Source organism: Paenibacillus sp. SEL1, assembly GCF_054602535.1.
In genome coordinates this window covers 1,455,846-1,477,596 of sequence record NZ_CM137723.1, presented here as the reverse complement: position 1 = coordinate 1,477,596, position 21,751 = coordinate 1,455,846, and the positions used below count along the sequence as shown (strand labels likewise).

Genomic DNA, 21,751 nt, shown 5'->3' with positions numbered 1-21,751 from the left:
TGTGGACTTTCAAGCCGATATCATAGACCGAGTCATTAAAAATGCCATCCAGGTGATGGAGAACAGCAAATATCAGATGTTCGAAATATTGGACACGGCCCGGACCGAGCTGGTCACGTTAAATCAGGAGCTCCAGAGCGTCTTGAAGGAAACAGCAGAAACGATCGAAAAGGTGGACCAGCTGGAAATGAACTATCGGCGGTCCCGCATTCGGTTGACTGAGGTCAGCCGCGACTTCGTTCGCTATTCGGAAGAGGATATCAAGCAGGCTTATGAGAAGGCAACACAGCTTCAACTTGATGTGATGATTTTCCGCGAGAAGGAAATGTATCTCAAAGCCAGGAGGGATGATCTTCAAAAGCGGGCCAAAAGTGTCGAGGCTTCTGTCGAGCGCGCCGAAACCATCGGTTCGCAGATGGGGGTCGTGCTGGAATATTTGTCGGGTGAATTAGGGCAAGTGACGCGGATCATCGAATCGGCCAAAAACCGGCAGTTTATTGGTCTGAAAATTATTTTGGCTCAGGAAGAGGAGCGCAAGCGTATATCCCGTGAAATTCACGATGGACCTGCGCAGCTCCTTGCGCATCTAGTGCTTAGGACGGAAATTGTGGAAAGAATGATCGCCAAGCAGGAATTTAAGATGGTTCAGGACGAAATAGTAGACTTGAAGAAACAGGTTCGCTCCAGTCTTGAGGAAATGCGAAAGGTCATTTTCAATTTGCGTCCTATGGCCCTGGATGACCTGGGACTTATTCCGACGCTCCGGAAATATGTGCAGGATTTTGAAGAAAAAACGAAAATTAGATCGCTTTTTGAAACAAGGGGCAAGGAACACCGTCTCTCTTCCGCGATGGAAGCAGCCATTTACCGTCTGATCCAGGAAGCTTTGACCAACGCTGCCAAGCATGCTTATCCTACCTATGTGCTTGTTGAGATTACCTATCAGGCGCAGCTTGTAAAAATCGTGGTGCAGGATAATGGTTTGGGCTTTAAGCCAGAGCTTTTTCAGCAAAAAAGCAAAGATCATGGGCATTTTGGTCTGATTGGTATGCGGGAAAGGGTTGAACTGCTCGAGGGGAGAATGGAGATCGAATCAGCTGAGAATCAAGGCACCAAGATAGTGATTCATATCCCAACCAACGTGGAAAAGGGAAAGGAGTAACAACATGGAAAATCAGGAAATTAGCAATGCACCCATTAAAGTTCTCTTAGCGGACGATCATCAGTTGTTCCGTGAAGGACTTAAACGTATTTTGAATATGGAGGACGACATTGAGGTCATCGGAGAATGTGGCGATGGTATTCAAGTGTTGGAATTCTGTAACGTAGAGAAACCAGATATTGTTCTGATGGACATTAATATGCCAATTGAAAATGGTGTAGAGGCAACCGAAAAACTGCGTGAGATGTTCCCGGATGTCAAAGTTATCATTTTATCCATTCATGATGATGAAAGCTATGTATTCGAGACGTTGCGCAAGGGAGCCAATGGTTATCTGTTAAAAGATATGGAGGCCGAGTCCCTCATTAATGCAATTCGTTCGGTTCATGAGGGATATGCGTTTATCCATCCGAAGGTAACGGGTAAGCTCATTCAGCAGCTTCGCCGGATGACCTACCTGAATGAAACAGGGGCTATGGCTGAAGGTCATACGAAGGAAGCCGGCGTGAAGTTTGTCGCAGGTGAAAATAATCCATTGACCCGTCGTGAAGCTGAAGTGCTGCGTCTGATGGCTGAAGGTAAGAGCAACAAGATGATCGGTGAATATTTATTCATTAGTGAGAAAACGGTCAAAAACCATGTCAGCAGTATTCTGCAAAAAATGGAAGTTGATGACCGTACACAAGCAGTTATTAACTCAATTAAATATGGATGGGTTACGCTGTAAAGTGTAGTCTTTCCATGCATTAGACGATGCAGCTGCTAATAGATATGAATGCTGTACCGCCCTTCTTTGGGAGCGATAGGTCCGCTCATACGGAAACCCAGTACATAACCGTGACACCTCTTCCTGTTATACGGCATATATTGTCGCTATAGGAGGAGGTGGAACCCTCGTGACGGCTCACTTGGTTTGGATATTGCTTATATACGGTGTGGGAGCCGCAGTCGTTCATCTTATGTATATACGACAGGCGGTTCAGGCTTATCACAATGGTGAAGATTCACGCGCAATATCTCCGGGTCATCGCGCGACTCGCTATATTGTGATTACGTCCAATGACGGAGATCGTGTGGAATGGGTGATGCGTTCGCTGAACATACTTGCCTGGCTACACCGGAGGCCGCTACATGTGACGGTACTGGATGATGAATCTATGGACGATACGCTACCGATTCTGACACGGCTACTACGCTATAGTCATATGGATGTTTCAGTCATTTCAAGTCGTTTTTCACCGGGGAACCCGGTCTTACCGAAGTCAGGCGGTGAAAAGCAGGTTGTTATTGATCTTAGAACGGTCAAGTCGTTGGCGGACGCCCCATTTGTTCCTTAGCGATAGGGGATTGTGGACATCGTGGTTAAAATCGGATATAAATGTTTTAAAACAGTTGCATAGGCAAGACGACAGGGATTTCGTTGATATCTACTTGATGTGAAGCACACTTCAGGCTATTAGCCATAGAAGTGTGCTTTTTTGCTGTTCTCTGGGGTGACAAGAATCGCAAAAATCATGAATGGGAGGAGCAGGGGAAGGTGAAGATTTCAGTATATGCAGTGAGGTATAAAGGGAATTGGACTCTCCGATTATCTGTGGATATTCGAGTAGATATGACATGGTGGATGAATCAAGATGAGGGGCAGGAGAATGTTGTCGAAAGATGGGTGTTATTAGGAGGTGAGCTTCCCTTGTCCTGGGGGACAAAGTTGTGCGAAACATTTAAGGGATTGGCAGATATGGAGCGATGGGGAAAAGGACAGTGGTGGGCTTATATTCTCGCACAGCTAAAAAGTGAACTGGCTCTTGAGCCTTTTGATGGTGAACGAATTTTATCTGGAGGAGTAGAAAATATATGCATTTGGGATCATGTACAAGGGTGGACTTCCTGCACAAAAGGTGGGGATGAGGGACGGGAAACAGACGGAGTTTTACGTTCTATTCAAATAAGGAGTCTCATCACGGGAATTGATGGATTGGATAGGGAGTGTTTAACACGACAAGCGAATGAACTGGCAAATTTGTTGTCAGGACGCCAGTTACTCGTTCCGGAAGTCGAAGCGCTGCTGGCAGAGGCAGCGCCAGGTTTGGAGCATACTTGGCGATCCGCTGCACAACTTGCATATCTGCAAGGCCGACTCTGCTTTGCTGCTGGCCTCGCTCCAGCACCACGTACGCGCTGGTCTGCCGCGCGTACGCATGAACTTCGCTGCAATCGTTGTGGCAGCGGGATAGTGCACCGCACGAGCTGCGCATCGTGCGGACGTAAGGCGTGCGCTTACTGCGAGACATGTCTCGCACTCGGGCGCAGCCGTGAATGCTCGCTGCTGCTTCGTGGCGTAGCGAAACCCGTCCTGCCGTACACAGCAGGCAGGGCCCCGGCGACGGAACTCGACCGCTGGGGGCTGAGCCCTGCACAACGTGCCGCCGCCGAAGCGGTGCTGCGCTTTTTGGCCGCACCGCACGGCGAAGTGCGGGGTCGTTTTCGCCCGGAAGGCCGTGGGCTCCGGGCGTTGTTCCGGCGCGTTAGGGTTGCGCGCCGGGGATCAGATGCTGCCGCTTCGCAGGGCAGCACCCTTGCACGCAGCAGGCAACCTTCGCCAAAACCTGGCGAAGGTGCGAGGCATAACGCTGATCGGCAGGTGCCTGATACCACGGTAGAACGTTTTCTGCTCTGGGCTGTAACAGGCGCAGGCAAGACGGAAATGATGTTTCCGCTATTGCAATATGTGTTGGACCACGGAGGAACGGCACTTGTGGCAACACCACGCCGTGATGTGGTACTGGAGTTAGCGCCTCGATTGGCCATTGCTTTTCCCGATGTGAGCATGGTGACGCTCTACGGGGGAAGCGCAGAACGGTGGCAAAGGGGACAGCTTACACTAGCAACGACACATCAGCTATTGCGTTATCGTCAAGCTTTTGATTTGGTTGTGATTGATGAGATAGACGCGTTCCCTTATCACAATGATCCTATGCTTGCCTTTGCTGCACGAGCAGTATGTAAGCCGAAGGGAAAGTTTATCTATTTATCTGCTACACCACCGCAATCCTTGCAGAAAGAGGCTGCACGCGGTCTACTGCCACACGCCAAGGTTCCCGTTCGTTTTCATCGTTACCCTCTACCTGTCCCATTTCGTCTGGGGACTGCTTCAGTGCAACATTGGCTGCAAAAAGGTCGGCTTCCCCTATCCTTTATTCAACGCCTACGCGTTTCCATACAACGTGGGGCACAGGTTTTCCTGTTTGTGACACGAATCTCACATATTCAGGGACTTGTGAAGCTGCTGATTAAACAATTACCTGATGTACCTATTGCAGGCACCTCCTCACAGGATGAAGAAAGAACCGCTAAAGTGCGCTTATTTCGAGCTACTGAAATACGTGTTCTGGTTACAACGACGATTTTGGAGCGAGGGGTAACTGTTCCACGGAGTGATGTGTACGTATTAGACGCGGACAGCAGTCTTTTTGATGAAGCCTCTCTTGTCCAAATGGCGGGTCGTGCAGGAAGGTCCAAGGATGACCCATGTGGAGGTGTTATTTTTACATCCCCCCAATGGACTCGAGGTCAAAAGAGAGCAATTAGACAGATTAAACGTATGAATGCACTGGCTCGGAAAAGAGGATACCTGAAGGAGGCGAAGCACTAAATGCATTAAATAAAAAAAGTTTTTTTGGAAATGTGAAACCTGAAACAATGTCGGTACGTAAACTACCAAGAAAGGTGCATTCTGGTATGGGGATGATTCCAACAACCCGTCTTTTTTTGAATTGGTTATTCCATCGCCAGTCCCAAACATGTATGGCTTGTGGCACTCTCACTGGGCGTTTTTCCGAATTTCCCGGAATTTGTACTTCTTGTTCGCTTCAAATTCCTTGGGTTTACAATATTCGTTGTGTTTATTGTGGACGTCCGACGTCTTGCCCGGATTGCGTAAGGCTTGACCGATTAGTACGTTACTATGTGTGCAATCGGAGTGCAACCAGCTATACACCGATGATGAGAGAATGGATTGGGCAGTTCAAATATCGTGGAAATGAAAAGTATGGTTCCTTGCTGGGCGAGATCATGAATCGAGCCTATCAGGCGATGAGGTATGAGTTTGCAAGTCTTAAACATTCTCGTTTCAAGCAATCTTTGTGGAGTGTGGATGTAGTGACTTGTGTCCCGGTAAGTGAGAAGAGGCTGACAGAGCGAGGCTTCAATCAGGCTCAGATCTTGGCAGAAGAGATTGCTAGGAGGAATAAGCTCCCCTTCCTATCTTTACTTGCTCGTCCACAAGATACAGGCAAACAAAGCTTTAAATCCAAAAAGGAACGCATGAACACCATGAATAACGCGTTTTCTGTCCACCCCAATATGGAAAATTTGCTGAAGTCGTTTATTTTAAAAGCTGAATCTCATCGTGCTACGGAGAATAAGTTCTCCGTTACCGTTTTGCTTGTAGATGATATTTATACAACGGGGAGCACATTGCAGGCGTGTGCACGTGTTTTGAGAGAAAAGGCATTAGAGCAAGGAATACATTTGACTATTTTTTGCCTGACCTTAGCAAGATCATAAGCCTAAATATCTAGTATTTTCCATGAAATTTTGCTTGAAACTATGAAAAAGAGGTTATAACTCTCTTGAAAGAAGGATTAAATGATAGAGTAAAAGTCTTTTAAGCCGTACAATCAGCAGGATTTGACAACGAGCTAGAGAGAGGTATATAATAAAAAATATAGAGACAAACAAAAAGTAAGGAAGTGAGGGATGAAAACAGAATATTTCAATTTAGAGGTTGATTTTTTTGGAAAAGAGGAGTACAATTTCTATCTGTTGATAGCTAACATGATTGGTAATAAGTGATTAGCTAATGACTAAAGAGCGGACATTGGGAGTGTCTCGCTCAGTAGTAAAGCAGTTAATTAAAATTTAAAGTTAAAAAGAGGAGAGAAAAAATCATGAAAAACGTAATGAAAAAAGTAGCAGTATCTAGCATGCTGGCAGTTAGTTTAGGTGCAGTATCTTTGTTGAGTCCACTTGCAACAGGTCAAGTAATGGCAAAATCGAACTCTGACCAAAATAAGGATCGTTATGAGGAGCAACTGATCATTCAACAACAAGAAGCAGCACAAAAAGCATTTGAAGAAAAAGTTTTTGGAACTGTAACTCCTAAAGATGCAGCAACTACAACACCAGCTCAACCAACTACTGAGAACAACAATCAAGCAACAACTACAAAACCAGCAACGACTACAACTGAAACACCAGCAACTGTAAATACAATCACTGTAAATGTTCAAGAGGGCGACACATTGGCTTCTATCGCTGAAAAATACGGTGTAACTGTTGAAGAACTGGTTAAAATCAACAACCTGGTTAAAGTAGGCCAAGAACTGCAAGTACCGCAAACAAACACAAATAAATAAATATCATTATAAATGTATAATGAAGTGTGTTTTTTAAACCAAGCGTTTGACTATAGTATACGGGAAGGCCTCTATTAAAACAATGCTTTTTTGAATAATTATTTGTGAAATAGCTTGTTTTTTTGGGCTGCAAATTTCCACTGATGCATCTAGCTTGATTTCAGATATGTTATAAGTTGAGATGATGTTAGGTCCATGAGATTTATGAATACCCACACTCCATGTGCGGAGCATTCGTATGGGCGCCGTTCCCCCGGATTTACAGGATTTCCTTGATGTCATTCGGGGCACAGGTGAACATGAATTCTTCTGAGGATTGTTTCGCCCGGTTTTTCCCTCATCTTGATAATTAATTTCTACATTTACTCATATTCATATATAGCTATTTTAATTGTACAATGAAGCGCTATTCCCGAAAATAACTGGAATGGCGCTTATTTTATTTTCTATCTAAAGTACGGTGTAATGTTTGACGATAAATAGATACATGCACTAGGCTGAGCTATAGCCTTCATGGGCTTTCTTTATTTTTATGTCATTGCATATTGATGCATATAAATATAGAGAAACTTTTGCTGATGGATCATTCTCTCTTATACTTTTAAATATGATAACTTATAAGATGTGCAATTGTGTAAAACCTGAAAATCTTTTTTTTGAAATATTTGCTAGACGAGGCTCTTCATTATAAGTTAATGTAAGGATAAAAGTAATTAAAGATCGGAAATTGGAAAGGGGCGCTACAGAGGATGAATTTGGATAACTGTCCTCGCTGTGGAAAGCTGTTTATTAAGAACGTCAGGGGAATCTGTCAAAACTGTATTAAAGAAATTGAAATTGAATACGAACGCTGTGTCAAACATATACGTGAAAATAAGGGCATTCATATGCATGAGCTTTCAGAGGCTACTGAGGTATCTGTAAAGCAAATCACGACATTTATACGTGAGGGACGTATTTCCATTGCTAATGCGCCTAATATGACGTATCCTTGCGAGGTATGCGGGATACCGATTCGTGAAGGGCATATGTGCGATTCTTGTCGAACACGTCTGACTAAAGACCTGCATCAGGCTGTACGCGAAAGTAGTAATCAGGATCAAAGTAATAATATGGGCTCAGGTACCTACAGCGCGATTGATAAACTTCGTGGAAAGTAGTACAGGGGAATTAAAAACGCATTCAGCTATTCAAAAAGTTTCAAATACCGCCGATAATCTTTATAGAGCTTATCGGTTTTTTTATTTTTAGCAACATGCACAAAATAAAGAAGTCAGGCATAATACGAACCATGTTCGACGCTATGTCGTCTGATACATTCTGACCATATCAAATAACTAAGGAAGGTGGAAGTTATGAAAATTAACGAGACCAACCGCATCGGAGCTATTAATCCATATCAGCGAAATATTGAAACAGGACGTCAAGAGGAGCTTAAGAAGTCCCGCCGCAAGGATGAGGTTTCGATTTCTCCGGAAGCAATGGAAATGCTGAACCGCAGCAGTGATGCAGACCGTGTTAAGAAAATTCAGGAGCTTAAGCAGCAAGTAGCTTCTGGAACCTATCGTGTGGATGCCGATAAAATTGCAGAGAAGCTGTTACCTTACTTCAAGCAGTCTTCTGAAAGCTAGGTGAAGGAATATGCCTTTAGAGCGATTGATTGATGTGCTGGAGCAGCTTAGAGAGGCTCACGAGCAGTTGATTGCATTAGGAAATCAAAAAAAAGAAGCACTGATATCAAATAAGGTAGATCAGCTCATTCTAGTCATGAACCAGGAATCGAAGATGTCCAGACACATTGAACAGTTGGATGAGCGACGCCTGCAGGCAGCATATGAATTTTTGCAGGAACGTGGTATTAAGTCTAAGTTGAATCTCAATATTACGGAGTTGTCTCGTCTTGTGTTTGATGTAGAAGACAAACAGCGCCTCCTTCAAATTCAGAAAAATCTAGCGGATACGCTTGTAGAATTGAAAAAATTAAATGAGTTGAATCAACAGCTTATACAACAGGCGCTTTCCTATATTGATTTTTCTATTGAGAGTATGTCATATTATGCGGAATCTGAAGCGGTCTATCAGCGTCCAGCTGACAAAAGCACCTCTACTGTACGAGCGGGACTATTTGATACACGCGCCTAATTGAAGGAGGAAAACATGGTCTCAACATTTCATGGTATAGAAACAGCGAAAAGAAGCTTAAACACACAAACGGCAGCACTTAATACAACCGGACACAATATCTCAAATGCCAACACAGCTGGTTACTCAAGACAAGTGGTTAGTATGAAGGCCTCGGATTCTATGGAAGCCTACGGTTTGAATCGTTCCGTTGTACGAGGTCAAATGGGTACAGGGGTTGAATTCACTGCTATTGAGCGCGTCCGTCAGACTTTTCTGGACGATCAGTATCGTAATGAAAGTTCTTCTCAAGGTGGATGGGACATCCGTTATGACACACTGAACAAGCTTGAGACCATTATGAATGAACCTTCGGATACAGGTATTCGTAAGGTCATGGATAATTTTTGGGATTCATGGTCCGATCTGAGCCAAGACCCTCAGGATGTCACGAATCGCAAAATTGTAAAAGAGACTACGCTTGCTCTGACAGATGCGATGAACCAGGCTAGCAAGCAACTGGATGCACTCAGTTCTGATTTAACTAATAACGTTACATTAAAAACATCTGAGATGAATTCGTTATTGCAGTCTATAGCGGACCTGAATGGTAATACTTACAAGTTGGAACAACTTGGGGATAATCCAAATGACTTGCGTGATCAGCGGGATTATGCAGTTGATAAGTTGTCCAAGCTTGCAAATGTGCAGGTAACTCAGCTGGATAACGGTTATCAGGTAACGGTGGCAGGACAGATAGCTGTAGCGGGCACAGAGGTAACTGCTATTACAGCGGCTGGCCTTGAGGCTGCATATCAAGGTGGAGCGTTAACTGGTGGCGAAGTGTACGGTATGATTTTATCCAGAGATAAATATGTAGCAGATTACAAAACTCAGATGGACCAGTTAGCTAATACGCTCGCGAATGGCAACATTGAAATTACTTTGCCCGCAGGTACAGTTCTGCCTGAGGGAACGGTACTAAATTCAGGTGTCAACAATGCAGCAGTTACTTACTCAAATGCGAATAACAACAGAACCTTGACCGCGGATTTGAAAGTAACTGTACAAGGGATTAATGGACTCCATCAATTGGGATACACACTCAGTGGCACAACTCCAGAAAAGGGAGGAGTGTTTTTTACCTCGAAAGATGGAGCTGCTATTACAGCCGGTAACATTACGCTGAATAAGGATATTCAAGATGATCCCAATAAAATTGCCAGTTCTTTGCGTGTAGATGGAACGGGAACAGCTAATGAAAAGGTAACTGTAGGTAACAATGCTTTGGCATTGTCTATGGCGAGCCTAAAAAATGTGAAGTTTGGTTTTAATACAACTCAAGCCCAATCTACTACGGTAGATGACTTCTTCAGTTCAATTGTTGGACAATTAGGTGTCCAAACCCAGGAAGCAGAGCGTCAATCGAAAAATGCACAGCTGTTGACCGAGCAAGTGGACTTGAACCGACAATCCGTCAGCGGGGTGTCGCTTGATGAAGAAATGTCAAACATGATCAAGTTCCAACATGCTTATAGTGCAGCTTCCCGGTTCATGACAACTTTTGATCAACTGTTGGAAAAGCTGATTAATGGTACAGGTCGCGTAGGTCTCTAGTATAATGAGAAGGTGGAGTAAGCCATGCCAATTCGAGTGACTTCAGGGATGACTAATATGCAATTGCTCAGTAACCTGAATCGAAATAATAGTAATATGGGTAAAATGGAGAATCAGATTTCGACTGGTCGTAAGCTGAACAAGCCTTCAGATGACCCAGTGGGGGTAACTTATGCGCTACGTTACAGAGCTGAGTTAGCTTCTAATGAACAATACAAGACGAACTCAGATGCGGCTGTTAGCTGGTTGGATTTCACTGATACAACCATGCAACAAGCCAGTGATGTAATGAAGCGTCTTAAAGAGTTGACAGTACAGGCTTCAAGTGAAACACTACCTCAATCCGGCTTGGATTCGATTAAGCTAGAAGTTGATCAGTTAAAAGAACAAATGATGAATATTGGTAACAGCCAGCTTCGTGGGAAGTATGTTTTTAATGGACAAAATTATGATCAGATGCCGTATCAGCTATCTGCTACGGTAACAAGTTATGATCAGATTAATCCGGATCAAGGCGCTGTCAGCTATGCAGTTGGAGACCAAGATGCATTTCGGGTAAATACGTCCGGTAGCGATTTTTTTGGGAAATCAACAGAGGCGGATAATGTTTTTAAGGTTATGGATGCTATATCTTCTGCACTAAGCGGCGGAAATAGTACAGCAATATCGAGTCAACTTTCAAGTATTGAATCCCGCTTTACTAAAATGCAGACAAGTTTGTCTGAAGTGGGTGCACGTACGAATCGAGTTGAACTGATACAATCCCGTTTGGAAGAGCGAAATTTGAACTTGACGACACTTCAAGCTAAAACGGAAGATGCGGATGTTGCTAGTCTGATGATTCAAGCTACATCTGCCCAAACCATTTATGAAGCTGCCCTGAAATCATCTGCTAAGATCATGCAGCCATCTTTGATGGACTTTATGAGCTGATTTTTATCTTTGACATTTGTGATTTGAAGCTATGGACGAGTGGTCCGTAGCTTTTTTGTTACTATTTATAGGAGGAGTTACTTATGACCCCAGAACAGAAATTAGATGAAGAAAACCAAGAGAAAAATACTAGTCTTTATGTGTTTCCAAAAGGAATACCAGGATTTGAACAACTTCGGGAATTTCGGCTGCAGGAACATAATGAATTATTTAGTCTTTTCAGTGCAGTAGAGCAGCCAGCTACTATTTTTATCACCGTAAATCCATTTGATTTCTTTGAAGATTATGAATTTGAGTTATCTGATGATGCTCTAGAGGATATTGGGATTACAAGTCAGGAACAAATATCAGTACGATGTATTTGTACATGGAACAGTGATCAATCCAAAACAACAGTTAATTTGCTTGCGCCTTTAATTTTTAATATTGAGCAGCAGACGGGAAAGCAAATTGTTTTGCAAAATACGAACTATACAATTAAGCATCCCTTGTGGAATGAAATAGAGTCCAGCAAAGGCGGTGAGTCCTAATGCTGGTATTAACACGTAAAAAGGGTGAATCCATTGTAATTCAGAATGATATCGTCATAACAGTTCTTTCTGTTGAAGGAGATACTGTGAAAATCGGTATTTCTGCCCCTAAGGATATTGATATTTACCGAAAAGAAGTCTTTGATGCTATTCAGCAAAATAATCAAATTGCTGTTATGGATTCGAATGCTATTCAAAATGTAATGTTGGAAATGGATAAGAGAAAGTCCTGATTAAACAATAATAGTAGTGCACATTCATTGAGAAAGGCCGACACGAGTAAAGTGTCGGCCTTTGTTTTTGCTTATTCATCTGAAACAGTAATAGATATAATCGTCTATATAACAGTGTCGTAAACTTCTAAGAAAATATTTTTAAAAAAATCTGGAATGCTATAAACAATTATAGCTTAAGGGTCGATATATATTTTAGAGCGGTAATTCTTCAGGGCGGCCGACCTGTGAAGACGCTTATACCACAAGGACGTGGGAATCAAACCATTTCAGGGAGGAAATTTAAAATGATTATCAATCACAACTTACCTGCAGTAAATACACACCGTAATATGCAATTGAACAACACGGCAGCAAGCAAAAACATGGAAAAATTGTCTTCAGGTCTGCGTATCAACCGTGCAGCTGACGATGCTGCTGGTCTCTCCATTTCCGAAAAAATGCGTGGTCAAATCCGTGGTCTGGAACAAGCACAACGTAACGTTCAAGATGGTATCTCTTTCGCACAAACAGCTGAAGGTGCAATGAACGAAGTATCCTCCATGCTGACTCGTATGAAAGAACTGAGCGTTCAACAATCCAATGATACTTACAGTGCTGGCGATAAATCCAACATCAAAGCAGAACTTGGTCAATTGGGTGGTCAAATTGACGCAATTCTGTCTAACACTAAATTCAACGGTATTGCAATTTCCGGCGGACCAGGTGTTAAAATCCAAGCTGATGATAACAAGTTCGTAATTACTATCAAAGGTATCGATTCCACTGAAATCCGTGGTCTTACTTCTGGAGTAACTTTGTCTCAAACAACAAATGCAATTGAAAAAGTTGCTAAGCAACGTGCGAACCTTGGTGCTATGCAAAACCGTCTGGAATATACCTCCAACAATTTGGGCACAACTGTAGAAAACCTGACAGCTTCCGAATCCCGTATCCGTGATACTGACATGGCAAAAGAAATGGTTGCTCTGTCCAAAAACAACATCTTGCTACAAGCTTCCCAATCCATGCTGTCACAAGCAAACTCCGCGCCACAAGGCGTACTGTCGTTGCTTCGTTAATTTTAAACGACAGCAATTACAAAAAAAAGATCCTGCGAGAAGCAGGATCTTTTTTTTTTGCTTTTATTTTAGTTTTTTCATAAATAATTACACCCATCTACCGATATATAATGTATTAGCATTTCAAGTACAGAACGGATTTATTGTGTCTAAAAAATTTTAATGGAGGTTATTTTATGGACTCGATGATACCCCCTAGCACTGGGAATCCGTTGCCGACTCAGCTATCAGCAGGAATAAAACGTGAAGCCCCTTCAGATGCCGAAGTAAATTATGTTACCACACAAGATGCTGTTCGAACAACCAATAGAGGTGGTACCAGTCAGAAGCAACCGACACATGAGGAAGCAGTTTTGGAGCTACAGAAAGTAATTGATGCTATACAAGGTCCGCAGAAGACATTTGAGATCTCTGTGCATGAAAAGACACATGCAATCATGATAAAAGTGATGAACAAGGAAACGGGCGATCTGATTCGTGAGGTACCTCCTGAAAAAATTCTGGATATAGCCGCTAGAATGATGGAGATTGCAGGAATTATTATCGATAAGAAAATATAGGAGGACATACAATTATGGTAACAAGAATAAGTGGTCTTGCCTCAGGCATGGATATTGATGCAGTAGTCAAAAAGCTAATGACAGCTGAGCGTGTACCGCTCGACAAAATGAATCAACAGAAACAATTGATGGAATGGAAACGAGAAAACTATCGTGAGGCTAGTACTAAAGTTGTTTCATTTCTACAAGATAAGTTGACGATATTAAGCCGTACTGCTTCAATGAATCCGCAGAAAGTAACAGTAACGGGAAATAGTGACGCGTTGACTGCTTCGGCTTCATCGTCTGCCAGTGGAGTATTGGATATCTCAGTAACCAATCTCGCTACTGCCGCAAGATCTGTCTCAGACAGCACATGGTCTGAAAAGGCAAGCACCGAGCTTGCATTTGCCGATGGGGCAGCTCGTACGGTTCAAGTTGGTGGGACCACTATTGATGTGGATGCAAACGAAACCATTGAGTCATTTGTCAAAAAAATTAATGATAACAGTAAGACGGGAGTAACTGCCCTGTATGATGCCAAATCTGGTTTGTCGTTAACAAGTAAAACTACGGGCTCGCAAATATTCAATATCGATGCTCAAATTAGTAGTGAGTTTAAACTGTCTTCAACGAACGGAACCGATGCTGTGCTAAAGGTAAATGGACTTGAAGTCAAAAAGTCATCAAATAATTTTACCATTAATGGCATTGATATTACGCTGAAGGCAGCTGGTGGTGCTGCGACAAGGATCGAAGCTACCAAAGATACCGATAAGATTGTGGAAAATATTCAAAGTTTTGTCGATGCGTATAATGATGTTCTCGCTACACTCAATGTTAAGGTTGGTGAAGAGAGATATAAAAAATACACTCCGCTTACGACGGAACAAAAAGCCGCTATGAGCGATGATGAAGTCAAGCTCTGGACAACCAAGGCTAAGAGTGGCATGCTTAGAAACGATCCCATCTTGCAGGATACATTATCTGAAATGCGTAATGCTATGATTCAAGGTGTAGATATCGGCAGAGTTGATGCAAATGGTAAGAATAAGCCTTTAATGATGTCTGAGCTGGGAATCACTACGGGTACGTATGATACGAAAGGCAAGCTTATTCTAGATGCAGACAAATTGCGCGCAGCGGTTGAAAAAGATCCAGATGTTATCTCAAATTTTTTTGGGAAACAGGATCCAAGCACGGCGCTAACTAATAAATATACACAGCAAGACGGTATTCTTGCTAAACTAAAGAAAATTTCGAATACCTCACTTCAAAGAATGGCCGATACAGCGGGTACTTCAAAAGTTAGTAAGGACCTAACTGCTTCATTTCTTTCTACGAGTACAATGGGAGAGCAATTGTCGAGCCTGGACCGTCGAATTAGTGACATGACTAGTCGCCTAACGATGATTGAAACTAACTATTACAAAAAATTCACTGCGATGGAGACGGCAATTAGCAAGTATAATAGTACATCTTCGAGTCTTACAGGCATGTCGTCATAAAGGAGGTTTTACAATTGATCAATACACCCTATCAGAAATACCGGCAGACTCAAGCGCAAACTGCATCCAAACCTAAACTGCTGATTATGCTGTACGATGGGGCTATTCGTTTCGTTCGTGCGGGGATTGAGGGGATAGAGAATAAGGATAACGAGAAAGCAAATAATAGTTTGTGTAAAGCGCAAGCTATTGTACACGAGTTGATATCTGCGTTGAATTTTGAGTATCCAATGTCCCATGACTTATTGCGAGTGTATGAATATATGCTGCATGAGCTGATTGAGGCGAATGTTCACAAGATAGCCGCTCCTGCACAAGAGGTGCTGGAACATTTGACTGACCTACGGGAGGCTTGGCTGGAAGCCGCGAAAATGCCTGGTGTAGTTGGTAGTGTGTGATGGCAGATCCTAATATGCAAGTACTCCTTGAAGAACTGCAACATAAGACAGAAGCAGTGTTGGTTAATCTTCTGAATTTAAATGAGGAAGAATTTGAACAGTTTGCAGATCAAAGACAGCGCATTGTAGAACAGATGCAGCCCTATCAACTATCATTAACGGAACATGATAAGCAGAAAATCCGTAATATACTAAGCCACGATTCTATAATTTTGCAGCGTATGCAAGCACTTAAGGATGAAGCAGGCCACTGGATGGAGAAACGTGGAGCCATTCGTGTGCAGCAGCATGCTTACCAGCAAGCTTATTCTGTAGACAGTTTGTTTATTGATCATCGCAAATAAAAAATGCTTTATGGAGCGTACCCCCTATTCGATTTAGAATGGGGGTATTTTTGTGAAAAGGTTCATTCCATTAAGAGTAAATCCGATATACTAATTAACAAATATTAATGTGAAACGGTGGTATTACCTTGTCCCAACTACAAATAAACCATACAATTCTAGAGCAAAGGTTCCCTCATGTTGCAACCAAAATAAATAGTTTGCTGAATGATGACTTATCTATACCTTTGTTTACTGAGCCCTTTGAAAGGGATATCGCTTGGCTCAATGCTGTCGATGGATCTATTGGAAATGGTAAGATTATTTTTGTATATGGGTTTGAAAGGGGGCTCAGTATTGCTGACCTCCTCGAATTGTATCCGAACCACTGGTTATTTGTATACGAGCCAGATGAGCAGCTGTTTCGTAAATCAGTGACGGATTACGATCTCAGTCTTTTGTTGGGACATCCCAATTTGTACTGGTTATCGGTTGGCCAATCTCAGCTCAATATGATGTTTCATATGCTAAGTAGTTATATGCTGGAAGATTTGGGGTTTATCGCACTGCGCAAGTATCTATCAGAAGATATGAATTTGTTACGTGAAGTAAAGGAACAATTTCAGGAATATCGTCAGAGCTTCTTGGTAGATAAACATACAGAGAATCGTTTTCGAGAAGAATGGACTCGAAATTTTCTATATCACCTTTCTGATGTGTTATACACTCCTTCCATTGAGCGACTATTTTATGCTTTTGAAGGTGCAACAGTAGTTGTTGTATCATCGGGACCATCTTTACAAGAAGATATCGAATGGCTCAAAAAATTACGTCCTCATGTACTGATTATTTCAGCAGGCTCCAGCATTCAGGCTTTAGTAAAGCATGGAATACAGCCACACCTTGCTGTCATTATGGATGGACATCCAGTCAATAAGAAGATCTTTTCTTCTTCTGTAACAAGGGAGCAGCCTTTATTGTTTACCTCCTCATCTTATTACGAAATCTCTGATCAGCACTGCGCAGAGAAAATTCATAGTATTATGAAAAGTGATGCTGTATCTCAGTATTTCTTTGGACTCAGTAAAGAGGAACTATTTATATCCCCTACAGAAACAGTTGCAGGAACGGCTATTCAAGCAGCAGCATGTTTAGGGGCTAAACGGATCATACTTGCAGGTCAGGATTTGTCGTTCCCTGATAACAAATTTTACGCAGATGGAATTGAACATTTTGCAGCCGAAGCTACTGATAAGACAGTGCAAGAAGCGCCTAAGAAAGTACTGAATGTAAAGGGAACATACAATACTACAGACGAGAGTTTCTCTTTGATGAAGGATGGACTCGAAAATCTCATTACGGTCCTTCCGAGAATCGAATTCGTTAATTCAAGCCGCAATGGTGCAGTGATTGAGGGTGCTCCTTTCAAGCCCATGGAAGAGATGTATAAATTGTTAGCTTCAGAATCTATTAATCCTGATGCAATTGCCGATTTGATAAATGAAAAAAATGTTGCTGTTGATATGAATAAGGTGCAGGATGTCAGAGATAAGCTGATAGCGACACGTGAGGACCTTTCCAATGTACGCTCTGAGATTGCAGCCATTCACAAGCTTATGAATAAATTACGTGAGTTTAGCCGAACTAAACCGGCAAAGGCTCAAAATATGATGGAATGCATAGAGCAGATGTGGGGATTGATTGCCAACAGGAACTGGTTCTCACCTATATTTGAGTCCATTATGCCTATCGAAATTGCGCGTTTTGATCAGTTGCTCCCTGTGATTGTGACAGAACATCAGTTGACTCGTAAGTCTGATCTAATCTATGAGCATCTGGGTAAGCTGCTACAGGATATTACAGCACAAATCCCGATACTCCAAGAAATGTTTTCGGAATCGATTTGCCGTTTAGATAAAAAAACAGATAGGGATGCAGTGGTCCATAAAAATATATAAATTAATCGTTTTACACTCCGGAGGTCATTATGTTTACCAACAAGATTGTATTGGTTACGGGCGGCACAGGTTCGATTGGAAGCGAAATTGTACGTAATATTTTGTCGTATAACCCTAAAGCCTTGCGGATTTTTAGCAGGGATGAGAGCAAGCAGTTTGATCTGCAGCAGGAATTAAAAGAGTATACGAATATTCGTTATCTAATCGGTGATATCAGGGACAAGCAAAGACTGAGTTATGCTATGGAGGATGTGGATTATATTTTTCATGCTGCTGCTCTCAAACATGTGCCTGCATGCGAGTATAACCCTATGGAAGCAGTAAAAACGAATGTTATTGGCGTACAAAATCTGATAGAGACGGCTATTGAGCATAATGTAGAAAAAGTAGTAGCCATCAGCACAGATAAAGTGGTAAACCCAACGAATACGATGGGGGCTACGAAGCTGCTATCAGAACGTTTGATTTCTGCCGCAAACTTGTATAAAGGGAGCAAACGTACCATCTTTTCTTGTGTCCGCTTTGGAAATGTTATGGGATCCAGGGGCTCTGTTATTCCTTTATTCCGTGATCAGATTGCTAAAGGGATACCGGTGACGGTCACACATGCAGAGATGACTCGGTTTATGATGTCTATTCCTCAAGCAGCTCAATTGGTCATAGATGCGGCGCACTATTCGCAGGGTGGAGAAGTATTTGTACTAAAAATGCCGATTCTCAAAATTACGGATTTGGCCCAATGTTTGATTGATTCGTATGAAGAGGCAGTTGGTAAACCTTATGGTGGAGAAATCATTGAGACCGGAATCCGGCCGGGAGAAAAGCTATATGAGGAACTAATGACGCTTGAGGAATCTGAAAGAGCGTTGGAGAATGGACAGATGTATATCATTCCTTCGTTATTTCATACCGCAGAGCAAGAATATGAAGGTTTTAAAAAGGCTATTCGTCAAGAATATTCTTCGATGACTGCACCACAGATTTTCCCGAAAGCCATTCGGGAGCTTATTGAACAGAACGGATTGGGCTTCACAAAAGGTATTGTATGATGAGCAATCACAAATGTTTGGCGATTATTCCTGCGCGGGGTGGATCAAAAGGTTTACCCGGTAAAAACATAAGATTGTTACATGATAAACCGCTCATTCAATATAGCATTGAAGCTGCACTAAATAGTGGTTGTGTGGACGAAGTTATAGTTTCAACGGATTGTAAAGAGATTGCTCGTGTGTCGGGCCAAGCCGGAGCGGCTGTTCCGTTTATAAGGCCCGATGAACTGGCTACCGATGAGGCTAAAAGCATTGATGTATTGAAGCATGCAGTTGAATTTTATGAGCAGACACAAAATCAATTTTTTGATGTTATTATGCTGCTGCAGCCCACATCTCCGCTGCGAAATGCTATGGACATTAAAGAAGCATATAAAATATTTTTAGATCATCAGGCTGATTCCCTTCAAAGTGTCACTTTGTCTGGAGTGCAACCCTATCTACTAAGGGAAATGGATAACGGTCGGCTTACGCCCTACCTGAAAGGTGAACGGGAGCATTTGAGGAGACAAGATCTGAAAGAACTACATGCTCTAAACGGAGCCATCTATATCGTAAAAAGAGATCTGTTGATGAATAGTGAAACTCTGGTTGGTCCTAATAATTGTGGCTACATTATGCCTAAAGAACGATCTATTGACATAGATGACGAGTTTGATTTAAAAATGGCAGAGTTTTTTGGGAGAGAATCCAATCATAAGGAATCCTTGTAGTAGGAGGGAGGGATATAAAATGAAAAACCTCTTATCAAATAATGGTAGCGACCCCATCTATATTATCGCGGAGGTAGGAGTCAATCATAACGGATCATTGGAGCTTGCATTCGAGTGTATTGATCAAGCGATTTTATGCGGTGCCGATGCAGTGAAATTCCAAACCTTTAAAAGCGAAAAGCTGGTAACCAAGTACGCCCAGAAGGCTAATTATCAGACAGAAAACACCAATTCAGATGAAAGCCAACTAGATATGTTAAAACAGTTGGAATTGAGCTTTGAGGATTTTGTTCTTTTGAAAAGGTACTGTGAGGATAAAGGGATAGATTTCCTTTCCACACCCTTTGATGAAGAAAGTGCTGAGTTTCTGAATTCAATTCATATCGACGCATTCAAGGTAGGATCAGGAGATATGAACAATATCCCCTTTCTTCAGAAGCTTGATAGTTATGGGCGTCCGATTATTCTATCCACTGGGATGTCCAATCTCGATGAAATTAGAGAATCGTTAGAAGTAGTCAAAAAAAGTGATGTTCTATTGCTACATTGTACTTCCGACTATCCAGCACCATTGGAAGATGTAAACCTGCTGGCCATGAAGACTATTTCTACAGCTTTTGATAAGGTCACAGGATATTCTGATCATACGGCGGGCATCGAGATCGCTATAGCAGCTTCAGCATTAGGAGCGAGAATTATTGAAAAGCATTTTACATTGGATCGAAATCTTCCAGGTCCAGACCATAAGGCTTCACTGGAGCCTGCTGATTTCTCAAAAATGGTTCTTGCGATTCGAAATGTGGAGCAGGCTCTAGGGGATGGGGTTAAAAGGTGTATGCCTTCCGAGGAAAGCACCAGAGCCGTTGCAAGAAAAAGTATTGTGATGGCAACATCCAAAAAGGCTGGCCAGCAATTAACTCAAGAAGATCTGCTCATCAAGCGCCCAGGCACTGGAATAGAGCCTAAATATTTTGATGACTTGGTTGGTAAGCAGCTTTTAAAGGATGTACATGAAGATAGTTTGTTATCATGGGATGATGTGCAATGAAGAAAAAAGTATTGGTAATTACCGGAACACGAGCTGATTATGGGATATATTACCCGGTTTTGCGGGCGCTTGAGGAAGAACATGCTCTGGAGCTCCACCTATTGGTTACAGGAATGCATTTATCTCCACAGCATGGGTATACATTGGACGCTATCCAAAAAGACGGATTTCGTATATCTGCTAAGGTAGACTGTCTGCTGCAGGGATCTACCCATGCTAATATGTCTCGCTCTATTGGAATAGCAATCATGGGCATGACACAAGCCGTAGAAGCTTTGGAACCAGATTTCGTTATTGTATTAGGAGATCGGGGAGAAATGCTTGCAGCTGCGATTGTATCCTCTCACATGAACATTCCGCTTGTTCATTTGCATGGTGGAGAAGTATCCGGCACGATTGATGAGTCTGTTCGGCATGCGATTAGTAAGTTGGCCCACATCCACTTTGTAGCTACAAATGGAAGCAGAGAGCGCCTAATCAGGCTTGGCGAGGAACCTTGGAGAATTCATGTAGTCGGTGCTCCAAGAATTGAAACGATGATGAATACATCCCTGCCTGAGCTAGAGAGGACGAAACGTAAATACGATCTGAATATAGATAAAGATTATGTGCTGTTTGCTTATCATCCTGTCACCACGGAAGAAGCGGATATGCACATCCTTGGTAAGATGATGGAAGTTCTCTTGGCTGGGGAGAATGAGGTAATTTGTGTGATGCCCAATTCGGATGCCGGAGCTGATGCGATTGTTGATGTTTATAATCGTTTTGCTGCAAGAAAAGGGATGCACCTTGTAACTAGTTTTGAGCAACTTGATTATCTGACGATGTTGAAAAATGCAAAAATATTAATTGGAAATTCTTCGTCGGGGATTATTGAGGCTGCCTCCTTTCATGTTCCAGTCATTAATATTGGAACTCGTCAGACAGGCAGAGAGCGTTCTGTGAACACAATAGATATTGCAGCTGACGAGCTCGAATTGACTTCTGCAATAGAATACGCAATGTCTGAGCCTTTCCAACAAATTGTTAAAGCAACCGACAATATTTACAGTAGAGATAACACAAGCTCTCGCATCGTAGATATATTGAACCGAACATCCAAGTCAGAGCAGCTTATTCAAAAGACAATTACCTATTAAGG

Annotated in this window: 23 protein-coding genes; all 23 read left to right on the top strand. The window is 42.4% G+C overall.

The features are described 5' to 3' along the window. Position 1 precedes the first annotated feature (1 nt). A complete protein-coding gene (locus ACYCSE_RS06770) occupies positions 2-1,162 on the top strand; it encodes a sensor histidine kinase (protein WP_013312293.1) in 1,161 nt (386 codons plus the stop codon). 4 nt (positions 1,163-1,166) lie between these two features. After that, positions 1,167-1,889, top strand: a complete 723-nt coding sequence (locus tag ACYCSE_RS06765) for a response regulator (RefSeq protein ID WP_007432713.1) — start codon at positions 1,167-1,169, stop codon at positions 1,887-1,889. Positions 1,890-2,058: 169 nt separating this feature from the next. Further along, positions 2,059-2,499 (top strand): hypothetical protein, encoded by a 441-nt coding sequence (locus ACYCSE_RS06760; RefSeq protein ID WP_061831630.1) that lies wholly within the window; start codon positions 2,059-2,061, stop codon positions 2,497-2,499. Positions 2,500-2,699: 200 nt separating this feature from the next. Continuing rightward, positions 2,700-4,814 (top strand): DEAD/DEAH box helicase, encoded by a 2,115-nt coding sequence (locus ACYCSE_RS06755; protein WP_459701875.1) that lies wholly within the window; start codon positions 2,700-2,702, stop codon positions 4,812-4,814. Positions 4,815-4,900: 86 nt separating this feature from the next. Further along, a complete protein-coding gene (locus ACYCSE_RS06750) occupies positions 4,901-5,728 on the top strand; it encodes a ComF family protein (protein ID WP_459701874.1) in 828 nt (275 codons plus the stop codon). Positions 5,729-6,111: 383 nt separating this feature from the next. Then, positions 6,112-6,579 carry a LysM peptidoglycan-binding domain-containing protein gene (locus tag ACYCSE_RS06745; protein ID WP_459701873.1) on the top strand — a complete coding sequence of 156 codons (468 nt, stop codon included), beginning with the start codon at positions 6,112-6,114 and terminating at the stop codon, positions 6,577-6,579. A gap of 749 nt (positions 6,580-7,328) precedes the next feature. After that, complete coding sequence (locus ACYCSE_RS06740) at positions 7,329-7,739, top strand: TIGR03826 family flagellar region protein (protein ID WP_044648603.1); 411 nt, start codon at positions 7,329-7,331, stop codon at positions 7,737-7,739. Positions 7,740-7,934: 195 nt separating this feature from the next. After that, on the top strand, positions 7,935-8,210 hold the full coding sequence (gene flgM / locus ACYCSE_RS06735) for a flagellar biosynthesis anti-sigma factor FlgM (protein ID WP_039271505.1): 276 nt from the start codon (positions 7,935-7,937) through the stop codon (positions 8,208-8,210). 10 nt (positions 8,211-8,220) lie between these two features. Next, positions 8,221-8,721 (top strand): flagellar protein FlgN, encoded by a 501-nt coding sequence (locus tag ACYCSE_RS06730; RefSeq protein WP_076294041.1) that lies wholly within the window; start codon positions 8,221-8,223, stop codon positions 8,719-8,721. A gap of 15 nt (positions 8,722-8,736) precedes the next feature. Further along, positions 8,737-10,317, top strand: a complete 1,581-nt coding sequence (gene flgK, locus ACYCSE_RS06725) for a flagellar hook-associated protein FlgK (RefSeq protein WP_459701872.1) — start codon at positions 8,737-8,739, stop codon at positions 10,315-10,317. Between the two features lie 24 nt (positions 10,318-10,341). After that, on the top strand, positions 10,342-11,250 hold the full coding sequence (flgL, locus tag ACYCSE_RS06720; protein WP_459701871.1) for a flagellar hook-associated protein FlgL: 909 nt from the start codon (positions 10,342-10,344) through the stop codon (positions 11,248-11,250). An 83-nt stretch (positions 11,251-11,333) separates the two neighbouring features. After that, entirely contained in the window at positions 11,334-11,780 is a 447-nt protein-coding gene (locus tag ACYCSE_RS06715; RefSeq protein ID WP_459701870.1) for a flagellar assembly protein FliW, read from the top strand. Next, the gene (csrA, locus tag ACYCSE_RS06710; RefSeq protein WP_459701869.1) at positions 11,780-12,013 is read left to right on the top strand and encodes a carbon storage regulator CsrA; all 234 of its coding nucleotides are present in this window, start codon (positions 11,780-11,782) and stop codon (positions 12,011-12,013) included. Before ACYCSE_RS06715 ends, csrA begins: the two co-directional genes overlap by 1 nt. A 287-nt stretch (positions 12,014-12,300) precedes the next feature. Beyond that, entirely contained in the window at positions 12,301-13,074 is a 774-nt protein-coding gene (locus ACYCSE_RS06705; RefSeq protein ID WP_446675382.1) for a flagellin N-terminal helical domain-containing protein, read from the top strand. A gap of 176 nt (positions 13,075-13,250) precedes the next feature. Continuing rightward, a complete protein-coding gene (locus ACYCSE_RS06700; RefSeq protein ID WP_446675381.1) occupies positions 13,251-13,634 on the top strand; it encodes a flagellar protein FlaG in 384 nt (127 codons plus the stop codon). A gap of 14 nt (positions 13,635-13,648) precedes the next feature. Next, positions 13,649-15,121 carry a flagellar filament capping protein FliD gene (gene fliD, locus ACYCSE_RS06695; RefSeq protein WP_459701868.1) on the top strand — a complete coding sequence of 491 codons (1,473 nt, stop codon included), beginning with the start codon at positions 13,649-13,651 and terminating at the stop codon, positions 15,119-15,121. Positions 15,122-15,135: 14 nt separating this feature from the next. Continuing rightward, positions 15,136-15,519: a flagellar export chaperone FliS gene (gene fliS, locus ACYCSE_RS06690; RefSeq protein ID WP_459701867.1), complete on the top strand. Its 384-nt coding sequence runs from the start codon at positions 15,136-15,138 to the stop codon at positions 15,517-15,519. Beyond that, positions 15,519-15,863 (top strand): hypothetical protein, encoded by a 345-nt coding sequence (locus ACYCSE_RS06685; protein WP_322158806.1) that lies wholly within the window; start codon positions 15,519-15,521, stop codon positions 15,861-15,863. The genes fliS and ACYCSE_RS06685 overlap by 1 nt, the downstream gene beginning before the upstream one ends. Before the next feature lie 128 nt (positions 15,864-15,991). After that, on the top strand, positions 15,992-17,800 hold the full coding sequence (locus tag ACYCSE_RS06680) for a motility associated factor glycosyltransferase family protein (RefSeq protein ID WP_322158805.1): 1,809 nt from the start codon (positions 15,992-15,994) through the stop codon (positions 17,798-17,800). A 29-nt stretch (positions 17,801-17,829) separates the two neighbouring features. After that, a complete protein-coding gene (locus ACYCSE_RS06675) occupies positions 17,830-18,849 on the top strand; it encodes a UDP-N-acetylglucosamine 4,6-dehydratase family protein (RefSeq protein WP_459701866.1) in 1,020 nt (339 codons plus the stop codon). A gap of 17 nt (positions 18,850-18,866) precedes the next feature. Further along, complete coding sequence (locus ACYCSE_RS06670) at positions 18,867-19,562, top strand: acylneuraminate cytidylyltransferase family protein (RefSeq protein ID WP_459701865.1); 696 nt, start codon at positions 18,867-18,869, stop codon at positions 19,560-19,562. A 19-nt stretch (positions 19,563-19,581) separates the two neighbouring features. Then, positions 19,582-20,610: an N-acetylneuraminate synthase gene (gene neuB / locus ACYCSE_RS06665; RefSeq protein WP_459701864.1), complete on the top strand. Its 1,029-nt coding sequence runs from the start codon at positions 19,582-19,584 to the stop codon at positions 20,608-20,610. Next, positions 20,607-21,749 (top strand): UDP-N-acetylglucosamine 2-epimerase, encoded by a 1,143-nt coding sequence (neuC, locus tag ACYCSE_RS06660; protein WP_459701863.1) that lies wholly within the window; start codon positions 20,607-20,609, stop codon positions 21,747-21,749. Before neuB ends, neuC begins: the two co-directional genes overlap by 4 nt. Positions 21,750-21,751 lie beyond the last annotated feature (2 nt).

Coding starts and splice junctions, on each gene's coding strand:
- ACYCSE_RS06765 (WP_007432713.1), top strand. CDS start 1,167: ATGGAAAATCAGGAAATTAGCAATGCACCCATTAAAGTTCTCTTAGCG.
- ACYCSE_RS06750 (WP_459701874.1), top strand. CDS start 4,901: ATGGGGATGATTCCAACAACCCGTCTTTTTTTGAATTGGTTATTCCAT.
- ACYCSE_RS06745 (WP_459701873.1), top strand. CDS start 6,112: ATGAAAAACGTAATGAAAAAAGTAGCAGTATCTAGCATGCTGGCAGTT.
- ACYCSE_RS06740 (WP_044648603.1), top strand. CDS start 7,329: ATGAATTTGGATAACTGTCCTCGCTGTGGAAAGCTGTTTATTAAGAAC.
- flgM (WP_039271505.1), top strand. CDS start 7,935: ATGAAAATTAACGAGACCAACCGCATCGGAGCTATTAATCCATATCAG.
- ACYCSE_RS06730 (WP_076294041.1), top strand. CDS start 8,221: ATGCCTTTAGAGCGATTGATTGATGTGCTGGAGCAGCTTAGAGAGGCT.
- flgK (WP_459701872.1), top strand. CDS start 8,737: ATGGTCTCAACATTTCATGGTATAGAAACAGCGAAAAGAAGCTTAAAC.
- flgL (WP_459701871.1), top strand. CDS start 10,342: ATGCCAATTCGAGTGACTTCAGGGATGACTAATATGCAATTGCTCAGT.
- ACYCSE_RS06715 (WP_459701870.1), top strand. CDS start 11,334: ATGACCCCAGAACAGAAATTAGATGAAGAAAACCAAGAGAAAAATACT.
- csrA (WP_459701869.1), top strand. CDS start 11,780: ATGCTGGTATTAACACGTAAAAAGGGTGAATCCATTGTAATTCAGAAT.
- ACYCSE_RS06705 (WP_446675382.1), top strand. CDS start 12,301: ATGATTATCAATCACAACTTACCTGCAGTAAATACACACCGTAATATG.
- ACYCSE_RS06700 (WP_446675381.1), top strand. CDS start 13,251: ATGGACTCGATGATACCCCCTAGCACTGGGAATCCGTTGCCGACTCAG.
- fliD (WP_459701868.1), top strand. CDS start 13,649: ATGGTAACAAGAATAAGTGGTCTTGCCTCAGGCATGGATATTGATGCA.
- ACYCSE_RS06685 (WP_322158806.1), top strand. CDS start 15,519: ATGGCAGATCCTAATATGCAAGTACTCCTTGAAGAACTGCAACATAAG.
- ACYCSE_RS06675 (WP_459701866.1), top strand. CDS start 17,830: ATGTTTACCAACAAGATTGTATTGGTTACGGGCGGCACAGGTTCGATT.
- neuB (WP_459701864.1), top strand. CDS start 19,582: ATGAAAAACCTCTTATCAAATAATGGTAGCGACCCCATCTATATTATC.
- neuC (WP_459701863.1), top strand. CDS start 20,607: ATGAAGAAAAAAGTATTGGTAATTACCGGAACACGAGCTGATTATGGG.